Source organism: Alteromonas sp. C1M14, assembly GCF_018860965.1.
Classification (GTDB): Bacteria; Pseudomonadota; Gammaproteobacteria; order Enterobacterales; family Alteromonadaceae; genus Alteromonas.
Genome location: NZ_JAHKQF010000002.1, coordinates 267,767 through 290,241, shown reverse-complemented (window position 1 = coordinate 290,241; position 22,475 = coordinate 267,767). Strand labels below are relative to the sequence as shown.

The following is a 22,475-nucleotide window of genomic DNA, read 5'->3' as shown; positions in this document are numbered from 1 at the left end:
CCTTATGTTTTTCGATTCACATCGCTGATTCGTTTTAACCTTGTTAGTAAACAGGAGAGTAGTTTGGAGTTTTTGTACGAATACGGATTGTTTCTTGCTAAAGCCGTCACGCTTGTGATCGCATTCGTTATTGTGCTTGTGGCCATAATTGGCAGCGCTAGTCGACAACGACCTGGCAAGGGACACCTGGAAATGACGTCGCTCACATCACAACTCAATGATGTTACCCAGTATGCTCGCTCGGTGCTGTTAGATAAAACGGCAATGAAGAAGCTGGCCAAAGAACAGAAAAAAGAAGAGAAAAAACAAAAAGCGCAAAGCAAGCAAAAAGAAGAAGCGTCCCGTTTATTCGTGCTTGATTTTGAAGGTTCTATGGATGCGCACGAAGTCGAACGGTTGCGGGAAGAAATCACCGCGGTGTTGTGTGTAGCAAAAGCCGATGATGAAGTCCTTGTTCGATTAGAAAGCGGTGGCGGTGTGGTACACGGATACGGATTAGCGGCCTCTCAATTACAAAGAATAAAAGAAAAGGGCATTTCATTAACCATTGCGGTAGATAAGGTCGCCGCTAGTGGGGGCTATATGATGGCCTGTGTTGCCGATAAATTACTCTCAGCCCGGTTTGCTTACATCGGCTCGATTGGTGTGTTAGCACAAATACCTAACGTGAATAAGTTATTGAAAAAGCATGATGTAGAATTTGAACAACACACGGCGGGGGATTACAAAAGAACCTTAACCGTGTTTGGCGAAAATACCGATGAAGGGCGCGAAAAGTTTAAGAAAGATTTAGAAAATATCCATGTGCAATTTAAAGATTGGGTACAGTCTCAGCGTCAGTCTTTGGATATTGAAAAAGTGGCCACCGGTGAAGTCTGGTTAGGTAACGAAGCACTGTCTCTAGGTTTGGTAGACGATATCATGACGTCGGATGATTACATTATGTCCAATCATCCAGAACGGGAAATATTTGCAGTTAAATATACCGTTAAGAAAAATGTGGCTGAAAAACTGGGGCTATCTATGGCGTCAGTGGCTGAAAAGTCTGTGATGCGTTTGTTTTCCAAAGCTCGGCATTGGTTCTAAGCCCTGTAACCGTATGGCAAAAGAAACAAAAACTAGCATTCTTAATGCGGCTGAAACCTTATTTGCACAGCAAGGGTATGCGCATACATCTATGCGCACAATAACCACCTATGCTGATGTGAATTTAGCGTCAGTCAATTACCATTTTGGCAGCAAGAAAAATCTCATCCAACAGGTGTTGAAGCGTTATTTTGATATTTTAATGCCTCAATTCGATGAGGTTTTACACCAATTTGAGGTCGAAAAAGGGGCCAAGGGCATAGAATCGCTATTTCTGTCTTTAGTCTCGCCCATGATGACCCTCAGTCAGGTGCGCCCAAATGGCACCGAATTATTTGTTCAGCTTCTTGGGCGGGGGTATACCGAAACCCAAGGGCATTTGCGCCGATTTATTATGACAAGCTACGGTGCCACTGTGGCCAACCTCATTGCCACTATCCGTCGCTGTTTACCTGACGTGAATGAAGATGAATTGTTTTGGCGTATGCACTTTGCTTTAGGTAGCTTTGTGTTTTCCATGGCCTCAAGTGAGGCTCTCACCGAAATCGCCCAAGCCGATTTTGATGAACAAGTGGATATAAAAGCGGTGATCATGCATATGGTGCCCTTTGTGTCTTACGGTATAGCCGGACCAAAATAACCCCCCGATGCATTGTAAGTAAAACCGTCTAAAGGAGAAATAATGGCTGTTACTCGCCAGCAGTTGATGGCATGTCTTGATGAACTGCTTCAACCCCATCAACTTAACGATTATTGCCCCAATGGTCTTCAAGTAGAAGGTACAGACACCATTAAACACCTTGTCACTGGGGTGACAGCGTCCCAAGCCCTTATTGATCGTGCAATAAGTGAAAACGCTGACGCTCTATTGGTCCATCATGGGTATTTTTGGAAAGGGGAAAACCCCGCTTTAGTAGGGATAAAAGCCCAGCGTATTCGGCAGCTATTGGGCAACAATATTAACTTAATTGCTTATCATCTTCCTATTGATGTTCACCCTAAACAAGGCAATAACGTGCAATTGGGGGAGTTACTTGGCTTTAAAAATCTCGCGCCGCTACCTTCTCTTAAACCCAATGGCATTGTCTATAGCGCTGACACCGCTAAACCGGTAAGGGCAGGAGAATTACACGCCCATATTGCAACGCAGCTGGGGCGCGCCGTGTTGCACGAAGGTGATAAAAACGCCATTGTTAAAACGGTGGCGTGGTGCACCGGCGGTGGCCAAGGCTATATCGAACAAGCGGCGCAAGCGGGCGTTGATGCCTTTATAACCGGTGAGGTCTCAGAACAGACCATTCATATTGCCAGAGAAATGAACATCCATTTTTATGCTGCAGGGCACCATGCCACAGAGCGATATGGGGTTAAAGCAGTGGGCGAATGGGTGGGGTCGAAATTGCCTGTAACCGTTCAATTTATTGATATTGATAACCCAGCCTAAAATGAAAGAAACCGACCAGATTTTTGATGGCATTGCCGATAAGTTTGTTAAAAATATTTATGGCACCACAAAAGGCAAACTTCGACATCTACTGTTACTTGAAGCCCTCAAAGAAACGGTCGCCACTGCATCGCCCTTGAACATTGCGGATGTAGGAGGGGGCAGTGGGATCATGACCAAAGCCATGGCTGAAGAAGGTCACCATGTTACTTTATTTGATGCGTCCGAAGATATTCTCACCATTGCCCGTGAGTACCTTCAAAATGTACCTAACGTCACCATTACACCGGGTGAAATACAGGCATTAACGACCTTGTCTTCTTTTGATTTATTAATTTGCCATGCAGTACTGGAGTGGTTGGCCGCCCCCTTAGAGGCAATTTCATTATTCTATGACCAGATGCAACCGGGTAGTTACTTAAGTTTAAGTTTCTTTAACAAGGATGCAGCCCTATTTTCTAACGCGCTTTATGGCAATTTTGATTATATCGCCAAGGGGATGAAGGTTAAAAATCAAGTACGACTAAATCCAACTAATCCACTCAAACCCAAGGCGGTTATTGAGCATGCCCAAGGGGCAGGGTTTGTCGTTGAGAAAATGGCGGGCATACGGTGCTTTCATGATTACATGAAAGATAAGTCGTTCGATGATCAGCAGTTTAAGCAACTGGTCGAACTAGAACGACGTTATATGTTCCAAGCGCCTTATTACTGGCTGGGCAAGTACTTCTACTTATTGTTAAAGAAACCGGGTTAGTCCCATGGTAATTGCCTGTCCTATTACGGGTTAGGTAAGACTAAAAACGTACTTTGGCTGGCCGTGCCATCATGCCATTGTTTAATATTTAACAGCGTGGTCGTCGCAATTTGGGCGAGGGCTTCTTTTGTAAAAAAACCTTGATGACCGGTAATCAGGACATTGTGAAAAGACGATAATCGCTCAAACACATCATCTTGAATAATTTCAAAAGAATGATCCTTAAAAAACAGTTCAGATTCCATCTCATACACATCTAAACCAAGGTAGCCAATTTTGTGGGTTTTAAGCCCGGTAATCAGTGCTTGGGTATCCACTAGTCCGCCGCGAGAGGTGTTGATTAGCATTACCCCTTTTTGCATCTGCGCGATGGCGTCAGCGTCGATGAGGTGATAGCTATCATTATTTAGTGGACAATGTAACGAGATGATATGAGATTGGCTTAACAAAGCCGCCATATCTACGTATTTTACGCCCGCATCTATGAGTTCTTGATTAGGGTAGGGATCTACACATAACACGTGACAGCCAAAACCCAGTAAAATTTTTGCTGTGGCTTGGCCAATTTGTCCTGTTCCCACTATGCCCACGGTTTTACCCGCCATATTAAAGCCTAATAATCCATCCAGATTAAAATTGCCATCACGCACCCGATTGTAAGCTTTATGCATACGACGATTTAACGTGAGCATCAGGGCAACGGCATGCTCGGCAACCGCTTCAGGCCCGTATGAGGGAACATGGGAAATCGCGATATTGTGTTTTTTAGCCGCCTCGATATCTACGTTATTGTAACCTGCACAACGCATGGCTATATGGGACACGCCTTGTGCGGCAAGCTTGGCAATGACGTCTTCGCTGATATCGTCATTCACAAAGGCACATACCGCATCTAACCCCTGACAAACAGGCACTGTTTGCAGGTTGAGGTGAGCAGAAAAATAACTTAGCTCAACCTCTTCATTTGCTTGCTCGCCTATCGAGCTTTCATCATAGGGATTACTACTAAACACACCGATTTTAATAGCCATGGTAATTCCTTTTTGACGTCGATAAATAGACCAATTAAAAGAGATACTTTGATAAGATAGCAGATATTTGATGTCTTTAATGTGATTTGAAAGGAAGAAGATGAAACCAACGAATGTGGCGTTTCTTGGACTCGGCGTTATGGGCTTTCCCATGGCAGGCCATCTGCAAAAAGCAGGGTACAGTGTTACGGTTTATAATCGCAGTCATGAAAAAGCCTTGCGATGGCATAACACGTATCAAGGACAACACGCATCAACCATCGAATCTGCGGTAAAGACTGCAGACGTGGTATTCATGTGTGTTGGAAACGATAATGACGTGTTAGATGTGGCGAAAAAAGCATTACCTGCCATGAAGCCCGGTGCGGTGCTAGTGGATCACACCACCGCGTCGGCCACCGTAGCGAGACAACTACAACAAGAGGCGACGCAACAAAAGATAGACTTTCTTGATGCCCCTGTCTCTGGTGGTGAAGCGGGGGCTGTTAATGGGCAATTGACTATTATGGTAGGCGGAGAGGCTGCCGTGTTTGACGCCATCAAACCGGTGATGGATGCCTATGCCCGACATAGTCAACGATTAGGGCCCACAGGAAGTGGCCAATTAGCAAAAATGATGAATCAAATTTGTATTGCCGGTATTGTCCAAGGCTTGGCGGAAGCTTTGCATTTTGGTGAGCAAGCCGGCCTTGACTGTAACGCTGTTATTGATGTTATTTCCAAAGGCGCGGCACAATCATGGCAAATGGAAAATCGCGCCACCACGATGATCAACGGCGAATACGACTTTGGCTTTGCGGTGGATTGGATGCGCAAAGATTTAGCGATTGCGTTGGATGAAGGGCGCAGAAATGGCTCTACGTTGGCCTTAACTGCGTTGGTGGATCAGTATTATGCTGATGTACAAAAATCTGGCGGCGGGCGCTGGGATACGTCGAGTCTGTTAACGCGCTTGTCGTGATGCCTCAAATTTGATTACCGCTTGCGGTTACTTTTTGGAAGAAAGCACGGTTTATTGGTGTAACAGATAAAAAGTAATCTGTGTCTTTCTCTGCTAATGCAATGAGATGATCTAAGCGGGCTTGATTTCTTGCGCTAAGGTCACAGGACTGTATTTTTTTAATTAATGTAGCGACGGTAAACGTGCGGTAACTCGGGTGGCGAGACTCAAGCATACATTGCAATAAATTTAGGCCAAAAGCTGAGGTGGTGAACATCAGTCGGTATGCTTGATAAAAGTAATACATGGCTTGCACATATTGCCCTGTCACAAACAATTTGGTGCCGGTTTCATTCAGGTCAATGGCTCGGTCCTCTGCCACTCCCATGGTTTTCTCTGCCACGGTTAAGCGATTTTCATTCATAGTTTGGGCAGACAAGTCCATGTCGTTTTGATTACGTTCATGGGCCATGGCGAGTAGTTCTTTTGCCTTTGATTTTCGGCCCATACCGTTAAATGTTTTTGCTGCTATGATCAAAGTGGCAGGGTCGGTGCGAAGAAGCATTTCCATGTGATCCTGAGCTAAATAATGTTCAGCTCTGTCGCTGTCTCCTTCAAGCACCGACGCGTAACTTAATAAATAATCTTTCTTTTGCAGCAGTTGTTGATCTGCTTGCCCTCTACCGGCAATACCGACGAGTCGTTTGGCTTGATTTAAACTTTCCCATCGATTGGCTTTAGGTTGATGCTCTGCAATGGACAAATAAAATTCAGCGAGTTCGAAGGTAAATTCATTAAATCGTTCCCGAGCACTGCGATTATAATCGCGCTTCTTTTGCAGTAACTCGAGCCCATCCACAATTTTATTTTGTTTTTGATACGTCAGCGATTTTAGGCGAGCTGCCGGTACCGATAAATCACTGATTTTGATGTGATCAAGATAAAACTCCGCTTGGGACCAGGCTTCTTGTTCAAAGCAAAGGCATGCTAACCATTCAAAAGCTTTGTCTCTGGCTAGGTTGTTATTAACCAATTCTGTGAGTTCGTTTTTACAGTGGGACCAATTTCCAGCTAAGTATTCACATTTGATTTTACCCCATTGTGCCCACAGCACGCCGGCGGCATTTTGCAATACGGAATCATAAAGCTGCTGCGCTTGACGAATCTTGCCATTATCAAATAATAACCGGGCATGGAGTTTTAATACGTCACTTTTAATCTTCGATGGCATGGCTTTTTTGGATAACGCCTCCACCATCGTTAACGCTTCGCTTGGCTGTTGGTTGTCTAACACCGTGAGCACTTCACCCACAAATTGGCGATAATGTAAGTAGTGAGCGATGTTCTTTCGTAATGTGGCAATATTGTAGGGTTTGATGATCAGAAGATCAGGTTGAATATCGATAATTTTGCCAATGGTTTGAGGAAGGCGATCTGCGGTAATAAAAATAATACCTGTGCTAGGACGAATATACTGCCCCTGTCTTAGCAACTTTATCCACTCAACACCATTTTTATCCTGACCAAGATGAAAATCCATGAAAATGATTTCAAAATGCTGTCTTCGCAGGGCAGCCTTTAGCTCGTTTCCGTTACTAAAACTGCTGATTTCAAAGTCACCGGCAGGCAACAAATGACTACGAAGGGCACTTCGGGCAGTGGCGTTATCTTCAACAATTGCTAAACGGTAGGGCATGCAATACACCGATAAATAAAATGCAAATAAGCATTTAAATGACTATTTGTATTGATAATAGCATAACAGTGGTTTTTCTTTTCGTCACCTAGGTAAGGTCACTCCCATTGTCTTATCCAGATATAAACAAGTATTTTACATTTAGACTCGTCTTGCTTTATAGTTTACGTTAACGTAAACGTATTGGCGGATAAGGCGTGAAGGTTTGGTGTGTATATTTCGCTCAATAGACATTTATCGGAGGCTAAATTGAATTTTTCATTGAATGAAGATCAGACAGCTTATGTAGACACGGCCCGACAATTTGCACTACATGCATTCGCTCCTAATGCTGCAAAGTGGGATAAAACTCATTACTTTCCTATTGAGGCTATTCGGCAAGCCGGCGAGTTAGGCTTTTGTGGTTTATATTCTCCGGTCGAGGCGGGTGGGTTAGGGTTAAGTCGACTAGATGCATCGCTCATATTTGAACAATTAGCGATGGGGTGTACTACCACTACCGCCATGCTCACCATTCACAACATGGCCACTTGGATGATTTCCACCTGGGGCAGCACTGAAGTGAAAGATAGATGGTGCCAAGATTTGGTTACCGGGCAAAAATTAGCGTCTTATTGTTTAACCGAACCAGGGGCGGGTTCTGATGCTGCATCATTAAAAACAACAGCACAAATTGAAGGCGATGGGTATAGGTTAAATGGCAGTAAAGTCTTTATCTCTGGTGCGGGTAGTACCGACGTGCTGGTCGTGATGGCCCGTACTGGCGGCGCAGGTGCCAAAGGGATCAGCGCATTTGCTATTCCAGCCGACGCAAATGGCATTAGCTACGGAAAATTAGAAGAAAAAATGGGCTGGAACGCCCAACCCACACGCATGATAACCTTTGACGATGTAAAGGTAGAAAAAGCATGGCGTCTTGGCGACGAAGGAGAGGGCTTTACTTTGGCCATGAAAGGTTTAGATGGCGGACGGGTGAACATTGCTACCTGCTCAATTGGAACGGCACAATTTGCTCTTGAAATGGCGCAAAAATACATGCAGGAACGGGAGCAATTTGGTACGCCGTTGGCGTCATTTCAGGGGTTACAGTTTAAATTAGCAGATATGGCCACCGAATTGGTTGCTGCACGCCAATTGGTGCGTTTAGCTGCCAGTAAATTAGATGATAATGACGCTGATAAAACCACTTATTGTGCGATGGCAAAACGATTTGCAACGGATGTTGGATTTCGGGTTTGCAATGATGCATTACAAATTTTTGGTGGCTATGGCTATATTAAGGAGTTTTCTCTAGAGCGGCATGTGCGAGATGTACGAGTACACCAGATTCTAGAAGGCAGCAACGAAATTATGCGGGTCATTATCGCTAAACGTATACTTAGGTCTACTACGGCACTGTTATAACACCGGTAGCAAAAAGAACGCCTTTACATTATGAGGAATACGGATGGAAAGTCAGTCAACCCCTAAAATCATCATTAGTGAACATGAGACAGCGTGTGGCAAGCGGTTTGGACAGTTAACATTGAATAACCCGTCATCCCTTAATGCCTTAGATTTGGATATGGCCGTGATCATGAGCGATACCCTAAAACGTTGGCAGACTCGGGAGGAGATGCTTTTTGTGGTAATCGATAGTGTGGGAGGCAAAGCGTTTTGTGCCGGCGGAGATATTGTGTCTATGTATAAGGCCATGTCAGATCAGGTATCAGGAACCCCGAAGTTTATTGAGCAATTTTTCTCGGTAGAATACGAATTAGATTATCTGTTACATACATACCCTATGCCTGTTGTTGTTTGGGGGCAGGGGATTGTGATGGGCGGAGGGATGGGGATTTTTGCCGGCGGGAGCCATCGAGTAACAACCGAAACCACACGCATTGCAATGCCAGAAATCACCATCGGGCTTTTCCCGGATGTGGGAGGGAGTTATTTTTTACCCCGTTTACCTGATAACGTGGGGTTGTTCTTGGGCCTCACCGCGGCGCAATTAAACGGTTGGGAGGCCCAGTCTCTTGGATTGGCTGATTTTGTTTGTGCGTCTGATAGCATTACGCCACTGTTAAGACAATGGCAGGACGCAAGGTGGTCAAAGGATGTGGCGGTGCAAATTTCTCAAAGCTTACATGACTGCTGCGGTGTGCCTACATCTGCAAAAAATCGTGTTGCACCTTGGCGTTCGCTTATCAACAAAGCCTGTAATGGCGACTCAATAGTCGAAGTCGCCAATGGCATACTCGCCATTGATGCTGGAGACTGTGAGTGGATGGTTCGGGCACAATCGACGTTAGCTGCCGGCTCCCCCCTTACTGCTAATGTGTTTTTTAAGCAATATCATATTGGTAAACAATTACCTTTACATGCTTGTTTTCAAATGGAACTGGATCTTGCCTGTCGCAGCAGCGTTTATGGAGAACTACAAGAAGGGATCCGGGCATTACTTATCGAAAAAGACAAATCCCCTAAATGGCGTTTTAGTGCCATCGATAAGGTGCCTGATGAGGTAATATCCCATTTTTTCACCTCGCCTTGGTCAACGTCGGCCCATCCATTAGCGCATCTTGGTTAAATGACACTTGATTGTTATTGGTCTTTTGGTACATTGCCGGCTTTCATCCCTATAGAGTCCTAAATATGTGGTTATGTCCGCTGTGTAAATCGCCATTGTCTGAGGATGGACCTTGGTGTTGTGACAAAGGTCACAGTTTTGATGTATCCCGCAGCGGTTACGTTAATTTATTGCCGGTACAAAAAAAGAAAAGCAAGCAACCCGGTGACAATAAAGACATGATTGCCGCGCGACAGCAGTTCCATCAGCGTGCAGGGTTTCTTCCGTTAATGGAAAATATGGGGGCCTTAATCGATGCCCATGTGTCTGCACGTTCAGTAACACTTTTTGATGCTGGCTGTGGTGAAGGAACATATCTTTCCTCTTTACAGTCGCAGTTGCAAAAAAAAGGGACAACCGTACAAGCGGCCGGGAGTGATATCTCTAAAGCCGCCATCGATATAGCCTCTAAGCAGTATAAAAATGCCCAATTCGTGGTGGCAAGTAGTTTCGATCTTCCTGTTGCAACAGCATCTATCGATATTTTACTGCAGGTGTTTGCACCGGGCGACGATAAAACCTTGGCACGGGTTTTAAAAGATGATGGGATGTTGCTGCATGTGGCGCCCGGGCCTGATCATTTAATGGCGTTAAAAAAAGAGGCTTATGCGACCCCGCGGCCCCACCAATTACCTGAGGAAACTCGAACAGGATTAACCCTAGTACAGCGAGAAAGATTAGCCTTCCCCATTAATTTGACGGACCCAGAAATGACGATGGCGTTGGTGAATATGACCCCGTTTACGTGGAAGTTTAATGACGAACAACGTAATCGACTAGTACAGGATATGAAGACGGTACATGCAGACTTTATTCTCTCCGTTTGGAAAAAATCGTCTGCTGTACCGGTGTAACGGTTATTTTGATTTTGAAAAGTGCGTGAGGTGTTTAATGGCTCTACTTAGTAGATCCACATTAAGCGGTTCGTTGCTACGCTCTTTTGTGGTGGCGTCGGTGATTTCATAGCTACCATTGCTTAGCACTTCGATGATTTTATTTTCATGGGCAACAATCACTTTTTCCCCGGATGTACTGACTAACCAGTTACGTTGGGGCGACAGTAAATTCTGCCCGGTGGAATAGAATCGTGCCGGTGCATGACAACCGAGGGCATTGAGAACCGTTGGGGCGAGATCTTCTGTACTAGCTAGGTCACCCTGTATGTTCAATGAGGTATAGAGTTTACCCATATGCGTGCCACCTTCAGGATCAAAGCCTGTGGCAATGATGATGTCGCTGTCAGCAAACTCAGGTTTTTGCAAAAACTCAGTAATTTCACCGGCAGAAAGAAATCCAATATGTAATCCTTCATGGGTGTTGCTTAGAGGCTGCTTATAGCCACTGAGTACCTTGGAGGGGAGATTCTCGTCTAGATGAACAGATACCGGCATGCCTAGTCCCACGGGCAATGCTAATAAAACGGGACGTTTATTCTTTAGCGTATCTTGATAAATTTCAGGCACACCAAACAGCGTAGTCATGATCAATGCATCAAGGGACGACGCGGTGGTAATATAGTCATCGAGTTCCCGTAAATCAAATTGGGCGATAGGCGGCAGCGGCGCGGTATCTGTTTGCACAATTAACACCAGCGTTTGCTCTGTATCCACTGCACAGTACACAGGTTCTGTGGGGTAGGATACTTGATGGATTTGCGGGTCGAATTGCAATTGCTCCCGTTCTCGGTAGCGATCAAGATCCAGTAAACCATAACGAGACATGGTGGTTTTCGCTGTGGCAGGATAAGAAAGCGGGAACATATTGTCTTGCTTAATAATGGGCTGATAGAGTTCGGCATCTGCCCATACATGAATGGCATGACTGGCCACAAAACAGGTAAGGAAAAACGACGTAACTGGGGTGCCAATTTTGTGTTGTTGTAATCGCTCCACCCGTTTCCATATGGCGTTAGCCAATACAAGTTGGAAGCCCATCCAAACAATAAACAAGACTAAAAGGTACATCCATTGCTGCACCCCAAATTCACTTATTTGAGTATGAGCTTCATTTTTAAGCAAGTTGGCGGAACTAAAGCTTAAATGGAAACCTGTGCGATTAAATAACAGTGCGTCAAAAGCCATTAGGGCGAGCCCAATGGCGGCAATAGACGAACCTGCAACTTTAATAAGCGTGGGCTTGGTGGCCAAATAACATAACGGCAGGACAAAAATTACAAAGCCGGAAAATGTCATAAAACCGATATGGCCAAACCAGTTAAACACCATGTAGAGTGTGCCTAACGCGGTATCCGGAGATGGCGAAGAAAAAATAAATACCGTTGCGATAACCATGGCAATGGCAATATTGGCTAATGCAAACCAATGCCCCCAATTTACCAACCGTGTTACCCGCTGACGGCGGGGAGACTCACCTAATATCATTGTATTGAATTATCCGTCGACACTTTTTACTAAAACCGATGCAAATTGTTCTGCGATGGCCTTACGACTGGCCGCAGGCACTTGTGTATTGAGTATGTGTGTGATGGCATTGCCTAACACCATGAGTTGAAGATCTCTGGTGGCGTTGTTTTCTTCTAAGGTTAAAATAACCTTATTCATTAGCGCTTCGAAATCGGAATCCGAGTAACGGCTCTGTTGGGGCATTGTGTCGCCTCTATATTTCGGTATTCTTAATTAAAAAAAGAATGGAATTTAGTTTTAAATGATTATAATCGTTGTCTGAATGATCACAATCATTCATTCACAAATCCCGCAAATCTGCTGTAAATTTTTAACCAACAGGACGAGTTTTCTTTTATGAGTGCATTGATTCACCATTTCGTCGTGCATCGACTGATTGTTACTAACGATGGAAAGCTGTCGTTAATCCCCCGCAACAAATGCTTAGATATCACGCCCGAAATAGAATCACTTGCTGTTCAGATTAACCAGAGTTTTAACGGCAAACCGGGTAAAGGGGTTGGGCATTTTTCTACACCGGAACAAGATGACACCTCATCGCCCACTTTTGAGCATTTGCTATCGGCGTTTTCGCAGGTAAAAGCAAACAATGAAGGGGATCCCAACGATGCTTTTCATGATTTTAGCATGCATGCCGCACAAAAGCTGATCAAAGCCCTGACCGACACGGGCACGGCAGAAGCCGGATTTCTCGTGTTCTGTCAATATGAGTTCCTGGCTACCCAATATTTGATGATCACGCTGTTAAACACCCAATCCCATGTTGAGGTGAACCAAGCCCTTGAGTTGACAGCGAAGGAACACTTAGACCTCGCAAAAATGCAACTGGCGGTTCGAATCGACCTAACCCAACTTGATATCCAACCTGAACAAAAACGGTATATCAGTTTTATCAAAGGGCGGATGGGCAGAAAAGTGTCGGACTTTTTTATGGACTTCATTGGGTGTGAAGAATTAGTTGACGTTAAACAGCAAAATAAACAGCTGATTACGTCTGTGGATGCTTACCTCGCTAGCGAAAACCTTGATAGAGAAGAGCAGGAGCAGCATCGTGAAGAGGTTAAATCCTATTTTAAGGAAAAAATAGACAGTGGAGAAAGCCTTAGTGTGCACGAATTATCCGATGTCTTGCCCACAGATGAAACCAATAATCAAACGTTTGCGGCTTACACCCAAACGCTAGAATCGCCTTTAGAGGAAACCTTCCAGCCAGATCCTGCAGCGTTACGTCAATTAGCAAAATTTTCTGGGCAAGGGGGCGGGGTTTCATTAAGTTTTGAACGAAAATTGTTAGGTGAGCGGGTGGTATATGATCCAACGACCGACACGTTGACAATAAAAGGCATACCACCAAACTTAAAAGATCAGCTTAATCGTCAGTCTGGACGATAGTTGTCTTAATATATCGGGCAGGAAAGCCTGTCCGCCTCTTTTTTATATCGTATAATACCCACGGTTTCTATTTCCTGTTGTTAAGGCTAAAAATGCAATTATTTGTTAATGATCTCACTGTCATGGATTTTTCTTATCTTTGTCCCGAAAGGGGGATGGTAGGAGAAAGCTGGATTGTGGATGTGGTGTTAACCGGCGATCTGAATGATGAAAGTATGATCCAAGATTTCGGTAAAGTGAAAAAGAACCTTAAACGGCTCATCGACGACTATGTAGATCATAAACTTTTAGTACCCGCCGATCACGGCCCCCTGGCTATCGTTCACAGTACCGATAGCGAGCAGGTGGATGTTCGTTTTACCTGTAATGATGGTGGTGTTATTCAATTGTATTGCCCAGCAGAAGCCTATGCGTTTATTTATGGCGAAACGGTAACGATGGCGTCGGTAGGGCGTTACTTACGTGAAGTTATTGCTACTCATTTACCGGAAAATGTCGATAACCTTGCCCTTAATTTACGTACAGAACAAATCTGCACCCCTTTTTATCATTATACCCATGGCCTAAAAAAGCATGACGGTAATTGTCAGCGTATTGCCCACGGGCATCGCTCTAAAATCGACATAATTATAAACGATGCGCACAGTGTCGAACGTGAACAGTATTGGGCTGACCGTTGGCAGGATATATACATTGCCTCAACGGAAGACGAGATCTCGTTACAACAACGCCGAGCACAAGGTGAGGTTCCTTCCGACCAAGCTTATCGTAGTTTTGCTTATGTGGCGTCCCAAGGTTACTTTGAAATACTGTTACCGGATAAGTGCTGTGAAGTTATTACCACCGATTCCACGGTGGAATGTCTAACCCAATTTATTTTTAATGAAGAAAAACGTCATCACACCGGAGAACGGGTGAAGGTCCTCGCCTATGAAGGGGTAGGTAAAGGAGCATTGATGTGCGATTAGCGCTACTGTCGGTTTTATTTATTGGGTTGGTGATTTCAGGCGCTGTTAGGGCGCAGTCTGAAAATCAATTAGTTCTCAACGGCGCGTTTACCCAGGGTAGCTTGTTTCGAGGCCAACTGCCGCAAGGAAGTCAGGTGTGGCTTGATGAAAAACCATTAACGGTTAATGAGCAGGGCAAGTTTGTGTTTGGGTTTGCCAGGCAAGGGGCTTTGTCCCATGTATTGTCTTGGTCTTTACCTGATGGCACTAAAGGCACGCGGGAAATCACATTAGCTAAAAGAGAGTATGCTATTCAGCGTATAGATGGGCTGGATTCAGCCATGGTTACGCCGCCGGCGTCTACCTTAGCACGTATTCGCAATGATGCGGTTCGGGTGGCAAAAGCGCGCTCTGCTGTTACTCAATTCGATGGGGTTTTCACCAAATTTATTTGGCCCGCTGATGGACCGATTACCGGCGTTTATGGCAGTCAACGTGTGTTAAACGGCAAGCCGAAAACGCCACATTATGGTGTGGATGTGGGTGCGCCCACAGGAACCCTTGTGATCGCCCCTGCAGCGGGCACGATTACCCTCGCTGAAGACCTTTACTATAGTGGCAATACGGTGATTTTAGACCACGGTATGGGCGTTTTTTCTACCTTCTTACATCTTGACTCAATGGCGGTTAAACCCGGTGACACCCTAAGCCAAGGTGAGGTCATTGGTGCCATTGGCGCCACGGGAAGAGCCACTGGCCCCCATTTAGACTGGCGCTTAAATGTGGGAAAAACCCGGGTAGATCCAGCGCTGTTAGTACCTAAACGCTAGCGCTTATATATTGGTGAGTGCCAGTACCTCACTGTTAGCGAGTGACTGGCAACTCGTTTTTAAGCGCTCGTCGGCGGTTTAAGCCAAGCCGTTAATTTCTCTTCATTATCAATGGTGAAATAGCAGGCTTCGTCTTGTTCAGGGAGGACGGGCAGAGTTAGATTAAGCAGGCGACCGTCCCGTAACACAGTGAGGGCCACAGATGATGCCTTGGTTTGGTTAAGTAACCGTTGTAACAGTACGTCGTTTATCACCCAGTCATTCATTGCAATAATGCGGTCATTCACTTGAAGACCGGCTTGGCATGCTGCACCATCTTCTAGTACCACTAAAACAGTGACGCCGGTTTCGGCATTTTTTATCATCGCCCCTAAGGGATGTTTTTGATACGCCGAGGCGGGGGGCGTTCCGCCTTTGTCGGCAAGGCCGTTTTTCGGGCGAGTATGTAAACTCACGCCTATTTGCTCTAACCAATCACTGAGAGGCACATCAAACGTGCCATAAACAACCTTATTGATAAAATCAGTAATGTCGATATTAAACGTGTCTTTGCACACCGTTTCGATTACCGCATCTTCAGTGCCCAACTCATCTTGACCAAATTGCGCCCATAACGCTTGCATGAGGTGATCTAGGGTAACCTTACCGTCACTTTTTTCCCGTAAAAGTAAATCAAGACCAAACGCAATAATGCCACCCTTGGTGTAATAACTAACAATGTTATTTGGTGCACTGGCGTCTTGTTTGTAAAATTTCGTCCATGCATCAAAGCTAGAACTGGCCACCGATTGTTTCTTACGTCCGGCGGTTACTTGAAGTCGCGTGAGGTTTTGCCCCACAATTTCAAGGTACTTGCGAGGAGAAATTAAGCCGGTTCTTGCTAACGTTAGGTCGTCATAAAAGCTGGTAAAGCCTTCATAAATCCATAACTGGGGCGTGTAAACTTCCTGACTAAGATCAGGGGACAACAGTACCTTGGGACGAAGACGTTTGACGTGCCACGTATGGAATAATTCATGGCAACACAAACTTAAAAACGTAATGTACGAGTCAGTTCGTTTTCCACCTTCACGCTGCAACGGTAAATCAAACCGAGGATAAAGCAGGGCGGTTGAGCTGCGGTGTTCAAGGCCGCCAAAGCCCGTATCACTGAGTAAGGTCATAAAAACATAACGGCTAATTGGCGCCGGTTCACCGAATAATGTTAGATGATGCTCGCAGATGGGGATCATATCCTGACAAATGCGTTGGGTGTTTACCGGGGTGTGGCCGCTATATAAAAATACAAATTCAACCCCTTTTACCGTAATAGCATCGGTAACACATTCGCCCATAAATACCGGGTGATCAATAAGCTCTTCATAATTGGCGCTAATATAGTGGCCTGCGTCGTGGCGAGGCATGCTGGTTTCTATGTGCCAGTGTGCGTGGCTTTGGGGTAACGAAACGGTAAGTTCACAGGCCAATTGGGGGAATTCTTGTACCTGTAAAAAGGCACTGGTTCCGTTTACAAAGCCGTATTCATCGTTAAGAAACGCGGTGCGCACGGAAAGATCAAAGGCATAGACAGTATAAGATAGCGTTACCCCAGCCCCATGGTTTTCAATCTGCCAGGTTTGCTTGTCTGTTTTCGTCGCTAATAACGTTTTTCCATCGCTAGCGGTTGCCTGCAAGGTGATGAGGTTTTTAGCGAAGTCTCGAATCATATAACTGCCGGGGATCCAGCTAGGAAGGGTTAACGTCAGCGTATTGTGATTGGACGGTGGTATAGTTAATGTTACGGCGAACAGATGTTCCGCACTTGATTGTACAGACAGTGCATAATGCAGGCAGTTCATTGGCGATCCAGTTTGAAAACACGGTTTATTATGATGCCGTAAAAATGGCATTTTGTCAGTATGTACAAAGTGTGGTTATATTAAGGTTAGAACAGTTAGCGGAATTAGACGTATATGGCAAATAAGGCAGCACCAGCGTTAAATAAACAAGACATCGCAATATTGCAAACGCTGGCACCGGGAACGGTGGTTGACTTACAAATCGACACCCCCACCGCCCCTCAACGATTAAAAACCTTCTATGTGGGTATGGATATTCCCAATGGTTTTATTTTTCAGGTACCCAATAGCCATAAGTGGGCCAATATCCGTGATCAGCTTGTTACCGGAAACAGTGTGGTAGTGCGCTTCGTTATCGAAGGAGAGTTTGGACAGGTTATTGCGTTTAAAGTCGATATTCTAAAATGCTTTAGCAAGCCCATTAGTATTCTTATTACCGATTTTCCCAGTACGATACAAAGCCGTGGACTACGTGCAGAAAAACGTTCGCAACCCGGTATTCCGGTTAGCGTTTTAATTGACGAAGGCCAAGCCGCTTCGGATAAAAGCAAAATAAAAGGCTTAATTGTGGATGTGTCGAAAAAAGGCTGCAAGCTTGCGATAACAAAAGAATCCGAAGCCGTGGCATTAAGTGTTAACAAAAATATAACATTAGGCTGTAAACTTGACGGTGAAACCATTAAGATAGAAGCGCTGGTAAAAAATATTACTGAAGATAAACGTTACCGGTATCACGGTATTCAGTTTAGTGATGAGCAAGGTTCGGTGGATGTTCTGCTAGAACGGCACATCTTACTTGGATAACCATAAGCGCCGATAATAAGGCATACAGGGTAAATTGGGATACACCATGAGACAAATTGATCGCTTACTGGCGCTATATGGTGAAAGCCATCAAAACCGTACCAATGTAGCGATCCACACGGTTGCGGTGCCAGCGATTTACCTTGTTACCATCGGTTTGCTTTGGAGCTTGCCGGTACCTGAGTTTTTTGCTCGAACGGATGTCACTTGGGCTCATATTGTTGTGCTACCGGTGTTGTATTATTACTTTCGCCTTTCTGGACCAATCGGTGCTGCCATGACCCTGCTAACTATCGCTAGTTTCGCAGTGATTGAGCTCATTGCCCTGTCACCCATTCCTGTATGGCAATGTTGTTTTCTGTTGTTTGTTGTGATGTGGGTATTGCAATTTGTCGGGCACAAAATTGAAGGCAAAAAACCCTCATTTTTTGATGATATTCGATTTCTCCTCGTCGGGCCTGCGTGGTGGTGGACTCACTGGCTTAAACGCCTCAATATTGCCTATTAGGACATGGATTAACCCAGTTAACTGCGACCAGCCGTATACGATGCACGACTAAGTTGGACACGTCTTGGCACTAACTGCGTATAATTAATTTTACTATTTGATTTTACGGTACAAATGTGACTCGTTGGCAAAAGGTCTATGAAAGTAACGAACGTCTCTTCTGGACTCTCCATAGTGGAGGGTGGGCCGGATTTGCGTTGGTTTATTATATTGGATCATTTCTTCATGATGTTCGCCCTATCTGGGTATTTATTATTATGCTTAATGCTTACGCAGGTTGGTTGCTTACCATTCCTTTGCGTTACGTATTTCGCTGGGCCCGTACCTTATCACCGCTAAAAATGATTTTTGTGGTGGTGTTAGCCTGTTATGTTGTCGCCCTTGTTTGGGCGGTGGTTAAAAATATCAATTACTGGGAAATTTATAAGCACGGTTATCGACCTGATGCCTGGTACTTGTATTTTACCAACACCATTAATTCACTCATTATGGTGGGATGCTGGAGCGGCGTCTATTTTGGTATTAAAAATTTCCAGATGCTGCAGAAAGAAAAGCAAAACGCATTAAAAGCCAGTACCATGGCCCATCAAGCTCATATTAAAATGCTTAGGTATCAGCTTAATCCGCACTTTTTGTTTAATACCCTTAATGCGATTTCTACCCTTATTTTGCTTAAAGAGAACGATATCGCTGAAGCTATGGTGTCTCGACTAAGTGACTTTTTGCGTTATTCGTTAGATAACGATCCCATCAAGCGGGTGTCGCTAGGTGAGGAAATGAAAGTACTGCGCCTGTATTTAGAAATCGAAAAAGTTCGGTTTGATGATAGATTAGAAGTCGTTTGGGATATCGAAGAGAAGTGCGAGGGCGCGCTAGTCCCGAGCATGATTTTGCAACCCCTCATTGAAAATGCAATAAAACACGCCATTTCTAAAATGGAAGATGGTGGTCAGATTTGTATTACTGCAAGACAATTTGGTAATGACCTATTAATCGATGTGGCGGATAATGGACCTGGAGCTGAAATAAAAGATGGACAGTTGCGCCGTGAAAACGGGGTGGGTTTAGTTAACATTAAGGAACGTTTGCAATCATTGTATCAACGAAATTTCGCATTTTCAGTTGAGCATAATCAACCCTCCGGTGTGAGGATACGATTGCGCATCCCTTACGAAGTAAAAGACGTTTAACATGAATGAACTAAAGATAAAAACCATTGTAGTGGACGATGAGCCATTAGCGAGAAAAGGGTTGCGTGCCCGTTTAGAGCGCCACTCAGACATCGAGATTATTGCTGAATGCCAAAATGGCCTCGATGCCGTTAGTACCATTTCAAAAAATCGCCCCGATCTGGTCTTTCTAGATATTCAAATGCCTGGGCTCAATGGTTTTCAAGTGATCCATAAGCTTCGAGAACTCAATCAACCCATACCCATGATTGTATTTGTCACGGCTTATGACAGTTATGCCATCAAAGCCTTTGACATCCACGCCGTGGATTATTTGCTAAAACCTGCCGATGATAATCGCTTGGCGGCGGCGCTAAGCAAAGTTCGGGATTACTGCGTCAACCAACATCAAGACGAACAATCACGTAAATTGGTGAATCTGGTGGCAGAGTTAACCGGCGATGATTGCGAAGAGATACTACGCAAATTGGCCAGTGGTGAGAGTATTGAAACCAATCCGTATCCTGAAGTGCTGGCCATTAAAGATGGTTCTGAAGTAACCCGGGTTGCGGTGCAAGATATTCAGTGGATAGACGCAGCAGGGGATTACATGTGTGTTCACGCCCTTGATGGTATGCATATTATGCGTAAAACCATGAAAGAGCTTGAACAAGAGTTAAATCCTCAATGGTTTGTGCGGGTTCACCGCTCTGCTATTGCGAACATACGTTTTGTTAAAAAATTAGTTAGCCATATCAGCGGTGAATACCACCTCATTTTGCAAAATGATACCGAGCTTAAAGTCAGTCGTAGTCATCGGGATAAAGTAAAAGCCGCCATGAAGATGTAACCTTGGTTTTAACGGGCCGGATAACTTTCCGGCCTGCTTAAATGGTTACGCGTAACGGTTATTCATCAGCAACCGCATGGTTTCTACCGACAGGGTGTCTAAGGGCTTGTTTGTCGCCCAAGTACTACTGAGTGGCACTGCCACCGCTTGACCATTTTGTTCCCCAATCATTACCCCAGTGACCGGTTTTCCAACCAAGGTAGCGGCATATGCGCCTAGCTTCAAGGCAAGCAGTCTGTCTTGTGACACCGGAGAACCGCCGCGTTGCACATGACCTAGAATAACGGGACGAACTTCGGTTTTGGTTCGCGCCTCAATTTTTTCTGCTAAATCTGCAATACCAGCAGGCCAAACATTTTCTGCCAGTATGATGATGTAACTGACGTCGCCTCGTTGCTCTCTGCGCTCACCGAGTTGGTCTAAAATGTCACCTAGGGTGCTGTCTTCATTTTCAAATAATTCAGGCAAAATGACATAATCGGCGGCAGAGGCGAGTGCGCCGTTGAGACCGAGAAACCCGGCGTGCCTGCCCATCACTTCAACCAGAAAGATTCGTTCAAAAGCATCGGCGGTATCTCGGACTTTATCTACGGATTCCACTGCCGTTTCGATGGCAGTGAAATAACCGATAGTGGCATCAGTGCCGGCAATATCGTTATCGATGGTACCGGGTAAGCCGATAATTTGGCCATCCCAGAAACGACCAAGGTGTTGTGCGCCGCGAAAAGAGCCATCACCACCGATAACAAAAAGCGTATCAATGCCTAATGCTTGTAAATTGTCAGCCGCCTGCTGACCAGATACATCTTCTTTAAATTCTAAACAACGGGCACTGTGTAAAATGGTGCCGCCACGCTGGGCTAGATTATGGACCTTAGCGGCACAAAGTTTGGTGTATTCCTGCTTTAATAAACCGTTGTAGCCCCGCTTGTAACCAAAAACGTCGAAACCTGAACGCTCACAAACCAGCACAATAGCGCGGATACAGGCATTCATACCTGGCGCATCACCGCCAGAAGTGAGTATTGCGATTTTTTTCGTCACACCATATCCTTAACTGTTCTACCCAAATAAATAGTCGCACGGTGGCTGCGAAAGAACAAGATAGCGCCTTTGATGGCAACCGATTTTATGTTGTAGATCAAACTTTTTTACAGTCAGTTCAATGAGTGAGCAGGGCGGGCACGCTATATTTACATAGCTGCTTACATTTAATTCGCTGCATTACGAGACAAGAGTCGACAGACTATACAAGTGCTTTATTTAGCAGAGGTCGAAATGAAAAAATATGTAGTCATGGCTTTAGTGGTTTTGTTGGCAGGTTGCAGCAGTAAATTGGCGTATAACAATATTGACTGGCTAGTATATTGGTATATGGATGATTATATCGAGCTGGATAATCAACAAGAAGCCATCTTTGATGCTCAACTGGGGCGATGGATAGATTGGCATCGCAGTGAAGAGTTACCCAAGTATATTGACCATTTGAAGCAGGTTCGTAACGATGTTGCCCAAAGTCGGTTAAGCGAGCGCCGATTATTGGCCCACTATGAATTGGCCAAGGAACACTGGGATCGGTTTCGCCGGGAAATTAGCCCACCTTTAGTGGACATAGCCACAAGCCTCAGCGACGAACAAGTAATTCACCTATTTGCTGCCTTAGAGGCAGAAAATAAAGAACGGGAAGAAAAAATTGCTAAGCGACATGGCTTACCTGCTCAAGCCCAAATGGATAAGCGCATTGAAGGTATCGTTGATGATATGGAGTCACGAATCGGTTCCCTTACTGCTCAACAACAACAAATTGTCATGGATTACGCTCCGTCGTTCAGGTCTAGCTCCCAATTATGGTTAGACTATCGTCGAGACTTACAACAAAGAGCAAGACGGCTTTTTGCGACCCGAAATAGCCGTGATGATTTTGCAACAAATTTATTAGCGTTGTTAATGGATCCTGAACAATATCGGAGTGAAGAGTTTGTCACTGTCTGGAAACAAAACAGTCTTGCACAAGCCCGTTTAGCTGCGGATATTGCGAAAACCCTAACTGAGCAGCAGCAACAAAAGTTATTAAACGATATCGATGAGATGATTGATGATCTTACGGCGCTTACTGAACAGTAAACGCCGTTTACTAAGGACATGGGTTTGA

At 44.9% G+C, this 22,475-nt stretch carries 22 protein-coding genes; 16 read left to right on the top strand and 6 right to left on the bottom strand.

The annotated features are described in order from the left end of the window. The first annotated feature begins 63 nt into the window (after nt 1-63). From sohB to KO501_RS01815, 4 genes are read left to right on the top strand one after another with little or no spacing between them, the layout of a single operon-like run. Nucleotides 64-1,086: a protease SohB gene (sohB, locus tag KO501_RS01830; RefSeq protein WP_216027934.1), complete on the top strand. Its 1,023-nt coding sequence runs from the start codon at nt 64-66 to the stop codon at nt 1,084-1,086. A gap of 13 nt (nt 1,087-1,099) precedes the next feature. After that, nucleotides 1,100-1,726 carry a TetR/AcrR family transcriptional regulator gene (locus KO501_RS01825; protein WP_216027933.1) on the top strand — a complete coding sequence of 209 codons (627 nt, stop codon included), beginning with the start codon at nt 1,100-1,102 and terminating at the stop codon, nt 1,724-1,726. A gap of 42 nt (nt 1,727-1,768) precedes the next feature. Beyond that, a complete protein-coding gene (locus KO501_RS01820) occupies nt 1,769-2,530 on the top strand; it encodes a Nif3-like dinuclear metal center hexameric protein (RefSeq protein ID WP_216027932.1) in 762 nt (253 codons plus the stop codon). A 1-nt stretch (nt 2,531) separates the two neighbouring features. After that, nucleotides 2,532-3,287: a methyltransferase domain-containing protein gene (locus KO501_RS01815; RefSeq protein WP_216027931.1), complete on the top strand. Its 756-nt coding sequence runs from the start codon at nt 2,532-2,534 to the stop codon at nt 3,285-3,287. Between the two features lie 23 nt (nt 3,288-3,310). On the opposite strand, the gene KO501_RS01810 is transcribed toward KO501_RS01815, so the two are convergent. Beyond that, nucleotides 3,311-4,318, bottom strand: a complete 1,008-nt coding sequence (locus KO501_RS01810; protein ID WP_252728057.1) for a 2-hydroxyacid dehydrogenase — start codon at nt 4,316-4,318, stop codon at nt 3,311-3,313. Between the two features lie 100 nt (nt 4,319-4,418). Between KO501_RS01810 and KO501_RS01805 the strand changes: the two genes are divergently transcribed. Next, a complete protein-coding gene (locus KO501_RS01805) occupies nt 4,419-5,279 on the top strand; it encodes an NAD(P)-dependent oxidoreductase (RefSeq protein WP_216027930.1) in 861 nt (286 codons plus the stop codon). Nucleotides 5,280-5,283: 4 nt separating this feature from the next. Here the strand turns inward: KO501_RS01805 and KO501_RS01800 are convergent, their stop codons facing one another. Then, a complete protein-coding gene (locus tag KO501_RS01800; RefSeq protein ID WP_216027929.1) occupies nt 5,284-6,954 on the bottom strand; it encodes a response regulator in 1,671 nt (556 codons plus the stop codon). Between the two features lie 249 nt (nt 6,955-7,203). On the opposite strand from KO501_RS01800, the gene KO501_RS01795 reads away from it, so the two are divergent. From KO501_RS01795 to KO501_RS01785, 3 genes are all read left to right on the top strand, one after another. Continuing rightward, a complete protein-coding gene (locus KO501_RS01795) occupies nt 7,204-8,358 on the top strand; it encodes an acyl-CoA dehydrogenase family protein (protein ID WP_216027928.1) in 1,155 nt (384 codons plus the stop codon). A 43-nt stretch (nt 8,359-8,401) separates the two neighbouring features. Further along, a complete protein-coding gene (locus tag KO501_RS01790; protein WP_216027927.1) occupies nt 8,402-9,523 on the top strand; it encodes an enoyl-CoA hydratase/isomerase family protein in 1,122 nt (373 codons plus the stop codon). Between the two features lie 65 nt (nt 9,524-9,588). Continuing rightward, the gene (locus tag KO501_RS01785; protein WP_216027926.1) at nt 9,589-10,416 is read left to right on the top strand and encodes a putative RNA methyltransferase; all 828 of its coding nucleotides are present in this window, start codon (nt 9,589-9,591) and stop codon (nt 10,414-10,416) included. Between the two features lie 3 nt (nt 10,417-10,419). On the opposite strand, the gene KO501_RS01780 is transcribed toward KO501_RS01785, so the two are convergent. Together KO501_RS01780 and KO501_RS01775 are read right to left on the bottom strand one after the other, a co-directional pair. Next, a complete protein-coding gene (locus KO501_RS01780; protein WP_216027925.1) occupies nt 10,420-11,943 on the bottom strand; it encodes a DUF3413 domain-containing protein in 1,524 nt (507 codons plus the stop codon). A 9-nt stretch (nt 11,944-11,952) separates the two neighbouring features. Continuing rightward, the gene (locus KO501_RS01775; protein ID WP_216027924.1) at nt 11,953-12,168 is read right to left on the bottom strand and encodes a DUF1414 domain-containing protein; all 216 of its coding nucleotides are present in this window, start codon (nt 12,166-12,168) and stop codon (nt 11,953-11,955) included. Between the two features lie 153 nt (nt 12,169-12,321). On the opposite strand from KO501_RS01775, the gene yejK reads away from it, so the two are divergent. The 3 genes from yejK (at nt 12,322) to KO501_RS01760 (ending at nt 15,154) form a co-directional block, all read left to right on the top strand. Beyond that, the gene (yejK, locus tag KO501_RS01770; protein WP_216027923.1) at nt 12,322-13,377 is read left to right on the top strand and encodes a nucleoid-associated protein YejK; all 1,056 of its coding nucleotides are present in this window, start codon (nt 12,322-12,324) and stop codon (nt 13,375-13,377) included. Nucleotides 13,378-13,469: 92 nt separating this feature from the next. Next, a complete protein-coding gene (locus KO501_RS01765) occupies nt 13,470-14,345 on the top strand; it encodes a 6-carboxytetrahydropterin synthase (RefSeq protein ID WP_216027922.1) in 876 nt (291 codons plus the stop codon). Then, nucleotides 14,336-15,154, top strand: coding sequence for a M23 family metallopeptidase (locus tag KO501_RS01760; RefSeq protein ID WP_354667795.1), 819 nt, complete (start codon nt 14,336-14,338; stop codon nt 15,152-15,154). Before KO501_RS01765 ends, KO501_RS01760 begins: the two co-directional genes overlap by 10 nt. A 59-nt stretch (nt 15,155-15,213) precedes the next feature. On the opposite strand, the gene KO501_RS01755 is transcribed toward KO501_RS01760, so the two are convergent. Continuing rightward, the gene (locus KO501_RS01755) at nt 15,214-16,992 is read right to left on the bottom strand and encodes a PDZ domain-containing protein (RefSeq protein WP_216027921.1); all 1,779 of its coding nucleotides are present in this window, start codon (nt 16,990-16,992) and stop codon (nt 15,214-15,216) included. Between the two features lie 114 nt (nt 16,993-17,106). Between KO501_RS01755 and KO501_RS01750 the strand changes: the two genes are divergently transcribed. From KO501_RS01750 to KO501_RS01735, 4 genes are all read left to right on the top strand, one after another. Beyond that, nucleotides 17,107-17,796: a PilZ domain-containing protein gene (locus tag KO501_RS01750; RefSeq protein ID WP_216027920.1), complete on the top strand. Its 690-nt coding sequence runs from the start codon at nt 17,107-17,109 to the stop codon at nt 17,794-17,796. 46 nt (nt 17,797-17,842) lie between these two features. Beyond that, on the top strand, nt 17,843-18,304 hold the full coding sequence (locus KO501_RS01745) for an Mpo1-like protein (RefSeq protein WP_216027919.1): 462 nt from the start codon (nt 17,843-17,845) through the stop codon (nt 18,302-18,304). Between the two features lie 116 nt (nt 18,305-18,420). Further along, nucleotides 18,421-19,494 carry a histidine kinase gene (locus KO501_RS01740; protein ID WP_216027918.1) on the top strand — a complete coding sequence of 358 codons (1,074 nt, stop codon included), beginning with the start codon at nt 18,421-18,423 and terminating at the stop codon, nt 19,492-19,494. Nucleotide 19,495: 1 nt separating this feature from the next. Continuing rightward, nucleotides 19,496-20,323 carry a LytTR family DNA-binding domain-containing protein gene (locus tag KO501_RS01735; protein WP_216027917.1) on the top strand — a complete coding sequence of 276 codons (828 nt, stop codon included), beginning with the start codon at nt 19,496-19,498 and terminating at the stop codon, nt 20,321-20,323. A gap of 45 nt (nt 20,324-20,368) precedes the next feature. Here the strand turns inward: KO501_RS01735 and KO501_RS01730 are convergent, their stop codons facing one another. Beyond that, the gene (locus KO501_RS01730) at nt 20,369-21,367 is read right to left on the bottom strand and encodes an ATP-dependent 6-phosphofructokinase (protein ID WP_216027916.1); all 999 of its coding nucleotides are present in this window, start codon (nt 21,365-21,367) and stop codon (nt 20,369-20,371) included. Between the two features lie 234 nt (nt 21,368-21,601). Here KO501_RS01730 and KO501_RS01725 point away from each other — a divergent pair, with 234 nt between their 5' ends. Beyond that, a complete protein-coding gene (locus KO501_RS01725; protein ID WP_216027915.1) occupies nt 21,602-22,447 on the top strand; it encodes a DUF6279 family lipoprotein in 846 nt (281 codons plus the stop codon). Nucleotides 22,448-22,475: the final 28 nt, after the last annotated feature.